This window comes from Psychroserpens burtonensis DSM 12212, assembly GCF_000425305.1.
In the GTDB taxonomy this organism is placed as follows: domain Bacteria; phylum Bacteroidota; class Bacteroidia; order Flavobacteriales; family Flavobacteriaceae; genus Psychroserpens; species Psychroserpens burtonensis.
Genome location: NZ_AUDE01000048.1, coordinates 1 through 5,311, shown reverse-complemented (window position 1 = coordinate 5,311; position 5,311 = coordinate 1). Strand labels below are relative to the sequence as shown.

Sequence of the window (5,311 nt, the reverse complement as noted above, 5' to 3'; positions counted from 1 at the left end):
GCCAAGATCTTCAGCAGCTACTTCAAGGTAACAATCCTGTACCATAGCATCGAGATCCTTTTTAAGGAGTAGTTTTTTAAGCTGTTCAATCTCTTTTTGAAGTGCCTTAATTCTAGATATTTCGTCTTTAGTTTCCACTTTTACTCTGGTGTTCATTAAGTCTTTACGATTGTACTTTTTAATCCACACATTAACTGTTGTGGGTGCAATAGAGTAGAGTTTACAAAGCTCGCTCTTTGTGTGTTTTCCGATTGTGAGTTCGGCTAAGATTTTTAATTTAAAAGGTTCGCTGTAACGTCTAATTACTTTGTCATTTCTATACATAATGTTTAAAATTATGTAGCCTTATTTCAGGACGGGTCATAATGAAGCACAACGGTTATGTATAAGAATAGTTGCGGGTTTGTATGCGAGGATTTTCCGAAGGAAAATCAGACGTTACAAACATGCAACGACCTTTGATTAAGCACTAAACCGCAATTGTTTTTATACGGTGTTGTGCAACGTATTTTTATATTTTCTTTATAATCCAATTCGATATTTTTTCAATTCGGAATATTATTATTAGTGTCAAAATCGTTTTTAGAATATAATTCGCTACCGCAAAATCAGGTAATTCAATTTCTTCATTTCCATTCAGGCTCGAAATGAATTTTGAGCAGTAATCAATCAAGTCCGGAATTAGATAAATTAATTTCGCCAACCAAATAACTCCAACTGTCAATAAAATCACTTTTGTCAGAGATTTAGCGTTCAGTTCCGTTTTTATTTCATTGTCCGTTTTTATTAGTTTTTTAGCAATCCATTCCGCTTTCACGAATAGAAATATGGAAACGACAATGTTCGCTATTGTCAGAAATGTTCCTGTAAAATAGAATTTGTCAATCGGTTCAATCAACATTTCGTCAAATCGAGCCATAGTTGCAGATAAATAAATTGACAAAAAATAAGAGCCAAAATGGTCAAAAATTTTCGTCAGTAAAAATATTCCAGCAATTCTAATTATTAGAGCTGTTAAAATTCGGTTTGTCATTAACTTTCGGTTTTGGTCATATGTTGCACAACGGTTTGTATATGAAACGTAGTGCAGAAAATAAGCAGTTATGTTTCGGATAAGCACAAGCCAAATTTTTAAATTTTACTGATTATTTTATTTTTGGCAATTTGTCAAATTTAAAAATTTGACGACTTCCCAAAAATGCCCGAACCTTTGTGTTAGCAACGACTCGCACTATTTTTTATATACTTTGTTGTGCAACGTTTTTTATTCCTCAAATGTAAAATCGAGAACCCTTATTTCCAATTTTTCTCCTTTCTTTCGTTCCGAGATACGACTTCGGCCTATATCTGTTCTACTAATGTCAATATACTTTGAAAGGAACGGTCTAATACCATCATATTTTACTGAGTAGGGTTCGTAATCAACCGCATCTATTGGAACATTTTGAGCATTTCTTAAGATCAATAAGAGTTTAACTTTGCTAACTTCATTGGGTAAATTATTTTTAATAGAAAAACCCTCAAGATTAGTTTCTATTATTCCCATACCATAATCCGTTGTTTTCCATTCAAGGTTTATTATTTCAACTCCTTCCTTAATGCCTTTTCCTAAATTACTTTGACTACTTTTTTTAGCAATAGATTTAATATCTAATTGTGTAATTTGAGTTTTTGGTAGTTGAATTAATTTTGAGACATATTTTGTTGGGATTGCAAAATTCAAATTTTGTCCAGCATCTAAAGTTCCGACTGAAACTCCAATTAATTGACCATTATTATTTATTACTGGACCACCGCTACTTCCAGGTGAAATAGGTGCTGTTATTTGAATAAGTTCTTCATTGTCGAAAGTTCTAATTCCGCTTATAATTCCTTCTGATATTGTCCCTGACAAACCTTTTGGATTACCAATAGCATAAATCTTCTCTCCGATTTCTGGGTTATTTCCATTAATTTCAATCGAAATTCCTACTAAAGTAGGGACTGATAATAAAGCCAAATCACTAGTTTTATCAACAGCTAAATATCCCTCAATTTTATGCTTTTTTGATTCTCCACTAATGGTTACGTATCCATATTTGGCATCTTCGATTACGTGTAAGTTGGTAATTACTTTTCCATTGTCTACAATAAAGCCAGAGCCTAAAGATAATGGTTGTTTGAAATTATCTTCCATAACAAGTGAAACTGTGGAAGCCATACATTTCTTCGCAATTTCTTTAGCATTTTGCGAAAACATTAAAGTTGGAAGTAATAATAGTAGTAAAAAGTATTTTTTCATTCTTATTTTATTCTAATTTGTAAACTGTCGATGAGTAATATTCTACTTTTAAAATACATTCTGTAGAGTAGCCTGCATATCCGAAATAACCATTAAATTTTATAAATATATTAGTGTCCTTAACTTCATATAAATCTCCATCTCCATCTGTTAAGTCGATTTTATAGTCGCCACTATCTAATTCAGTTTTTACGTAAACGTATTCGATTTCATCTCCATCTTCATCAAGAGTTCCTCTGTCAAGTTCTACTTTTTTATAAAACTCGTCAACTGTATAACTATCTAAATCTTCGAGGTTTTGTCCAAATGAAAGGCAAGTAAACAGAAAAAAAATAATTATTGTCAGGTTTTGTTTCATAGTTCGGTGGTTTCTTTAAATGTCTTGCCCTGAAATATGGCTACAGGTTAAAATTGATTTTATGCGGTTAATTTATAGACCATATTTGGTGTTTTGAAGTCTAAAGATAAATGTAATCTTATTTCATTGTATAAATTAATTGCATTTTTTGCTACTGCTTTAGCGTGTGCTACATTATTAAAGGTTTGGTCGAGATAAAATTCATCTTTTAAAATCCCGTTTACCCTTTCTGCCATTGCGTTTTCGTAACAATGATTTTCTTCTGTCATACTAATATCTATCTTTTTTCTTTTGAGTATTTGCGTGTAAACATTGCTGCAATACTGTATGCCTCTATCCGAATGATGTATTAGTCCTTCAATACTTTTAGCTTGGTAAATAGCCTTATTAAGCGCTCTCACACATCCTTTTAGTTCCAGACTATCACTAAGATCATATCCTACAATTTTACGAGAATACATATCTGTTATTAAAGCCAAATAGCAAAACCCTTTTACTGTTCTTATATAGGTTATGTCTGAGGCCCAAACTTGGTTAGGTCTTGTGATTTCTAAAGCTTTAATACTGTTATTGTACTTATAAAAACGATGGTGTGAGTTTGTAGTCTTCATACTATTTTTTTTTCTAAGTGTTAGCATTTTATGTTCTCTAAGAATCTTATTTAATGAGTCTCGTCCCACTCTTATTTGTTGTTTTTCAAAGTCTTGTTTTAAGGATTTTGTTAGCTTAAGCACACCTTCTCTTGGAAGGGATTTACGTCTTTTCTTTACTATGCTTATAATTTGCTGTTCTATTCCATTACGCTTGTCTGCTCTATTTTTATACTTATAATAGGCATCACGTTTAAGACCAAAACAATTTGTTATAGCTGTTAAAGAAGCAAATCCCTTAGATCTCTCTTTAGCTTTAATTAAGGCTTTATACTTAGCTTTTTTTTTAGTTCATTAACAGATTTATATCCTAGGTCTTCAGCTGCAACTTCTAGATAAGAATCTTGTACCATAGCATCCAAGTCCTTTTTTAATAGTAGCTTTTTAAGCTGTTCATTTTCTTTTTGAAGTGCTTTAATTCTAGATATTTCGTCTTTAGTTTCCACTTTTACTCTGGTGTTCATTAAGTCTTTACGATTGTACTTTTTAATCCATTCGTTTACGGTTGTAGGCGCAATAGAATAGAGTTTGCAAAGTTCACTTTTGGTGTGTTTACCAGTACTAAGTTCGGCTAAAATTTTTAATTTAAAAGGTTCGCTGTAACGTCTAATTACTTTGTCATTTTTATACATAATATTTAAAATTATGTAGCCTTTTTTCAGTACAAGTCAAAATGTTGCACAACGTGTTTGTGTATGATTTCGTTGCGTGTTTCAGCACTAAATTTAGCAAATAAATCACAGATAGAAAGTCCGCGAGGACTTTCGTAAGTAGGCTATAACTAGCAATGAATTATACACGGTGTTGGCAACAGTTTTTCTTTCTTTTATTCAGCAATATTTACAGGTTCTTTTGTTCCTCCAAATAATATCGCAATAGCTGAAATTATAGCTGGTGAGAATAAAATAAATAAGGTCAATATCGCTACAAAAGAGTTTCCAAAGCCAAACTGAGAAGCAAAAATAATTGGTGTAAACACCAGAAAAAATATTCCAAATATTAATGTCAAAATTGCAAGTATTTTTGAGTACTTCTTAACGATAAAATTTGTTGAACCGAACTTACGAGCATTCCAGCCAGTAAAAGACAACAATAAAAACATAAATAATGTTATTATTATTCCATATTCAATTTTTTCGGTAAACATTATTACTAAACTTACAAAAGACATAATCAAATAGAATATTACTGAAAACCAAGCACTTATTTTTACTAATATTGATTTCATTATTTTTCTTTTATTAATTCGTTCGGGTCAAAACCGTACATAAATTTATTGAGTTGACCATTCGAGCTTTCCAGTCCGACAATATCCATTAATTCCTCAAAATACATACAAACTCTTTCTCTGTCTTCGGTATCTAATTCCAGATAAATGTCCGCAAACCTTGAAAGTCCAATTCCGATTTTTTCTTGATACTTTATATCAGTCGGGTTTTCAGATTCCGCAACATTTTTAAAATCAGTCGCAACTTGGTTTATTTTGTCCGTGAAAATTGGTCGCATTTTTTCGTCTGCAATTCCAGGATAGAAATTCGGATATGGTTGTTCAACAAACTTTTTATTTGCAATGAATTCGGCAAACATTTCATTCGCATTTTCCGGTGTTTTCATTTCGGTTGCATTTTGTCCGCAAGCAGATAATGTCAAAAAAATTATAAAAATTTGAATGTATTTCGTCATTTCTCAAATTGTTGCCAACGTTTGGTGTATGGTTAGATTCTGTGTTAGCAAACAACAAAAATCCTATATTTTTTTCTATTTTTGTTTTTCAAAACGGCTTTAAGCTAGTTTCTAAAGGGCAGTTTCTATTTCTAATAGAGTTGCTCTTTTTTGTTGCTCATAATTTTGAATAAACCCTTGTTTATTTTTGTAAACAACGTAAATTAATTCTAATAGTTTTCTTTGAACAGCAATCAGTCCTTTCATTTTTATACCACTTTTAGAAACTAATCTTAAATATAATTCTTTATGGTTTTCATTATATTTTACTGCAGATAATGAGGGTAAATGCATCGCTTT

At 31.4% G+C, this 5,311-nt stretch carries 8 protein-coding genes and 1 pseudogene; all 9 read right to left on the bottom strand.

The annotated features are described in order from the left end of the window. The coding region (locus H593_RS0115175) for a transposase (protein WP_028873210.1) at positions 1-324 on the bottom strand (324 nt) is incomplete at its 3' end. Positions 325-511: 187 nt separating this feature from the next. Continuing rightward, complete coding sequence (locus tag H593_RS0115170; protein ID WP_241695530.1) at positions 512-1,033, bottom strand: hypothetical protein; 522 nt, start codon at positions 1,031-1,033, stop codon at positions 512-514. Positions 1,034-1,264: 231 nt separating this feature from the next. After that, positions 1,265-2,281, bottom strand: a complete 1,017-nt coding sequence (locus H593_RS0115165; RefSeq protein ID WP_037052618.1) for a S1C family serine protease — start codon at positions 2,279-2,281, stop codon at positions 1,265-1,267. Between the two features lie 7 nt (positions 2,282-2,288). Then, positions 2,289-2,639 carry a hypothetical protein gene (locus tag H593_RS0115160; protein WP_028873207.1) on the bottom strand — a complete coding sequence of 117 codons (351 nt, stop codon included), beginning with the start codon at positions 2,637-2,639 and terminating at the stop codon, positions 2,289-2,291. Between the two features lie 59 nt (positions 2,640-2,698). Next, positions 2,699-3,550 carry an IS3 family transposase gene (locus tag H593_RS0115155; RefSeq protein ID WP_028873206.1) on the bottom strand — a complete coding sequence of 284 codons (852 nt, stop codon included), beginning with the start codon at positions 3,548-3,550 and terminating at the stop codon, positions 2,699-2,701. After that, the gene (locus H593_RS0115150; RefSeq protein WP_028873205.1) at positions 3,550-3,921 is read right to left on the bottom strand and encodes a transposase; all 372 of its coding nucleotides are present in this window, start codon (positions 3,919-3,921) and stop codon (positions 3,550-3,552) included. The genes H593_RS0115155 and H593_RS0115150 overlap by 1 nt, the downstream gene beginning before the upstream one ends. Before the next feature lie 194 nt (positions 3,922-4,115). Continuing rightward, positions 4,116-4,517, bottom strand: a complete 402-nt coding sequence (locus H593_RS0115145; RefSeq protein ID WP_028873204.1) for a hypothetical protein — start codon at positions 4,515-4,517, stop codon at positions 4,116-4,118. Beyond that, positions 4,517-4,972, bottom strand: coding sequence for a DUF4844 domain-containing protein (locus H593_RS0115140; RefSeq protein ID WP_028873203.1), 456 nt, complete (start codon positions 4,970-4,972; stop codon positions 4,517-4,519). The genes H593_RS0115145 and H593_RS0115140 overlap by 1 nt, the downstream gene beginning before the upstream one ends. Positions 4,973-5,083: 111 nt before the next feature. Next, a pseudogene (locus H593_RS21055) lies at positions 5,084-5,311 on the bottom strand (hypothetical protein); the annotation flags it as partial.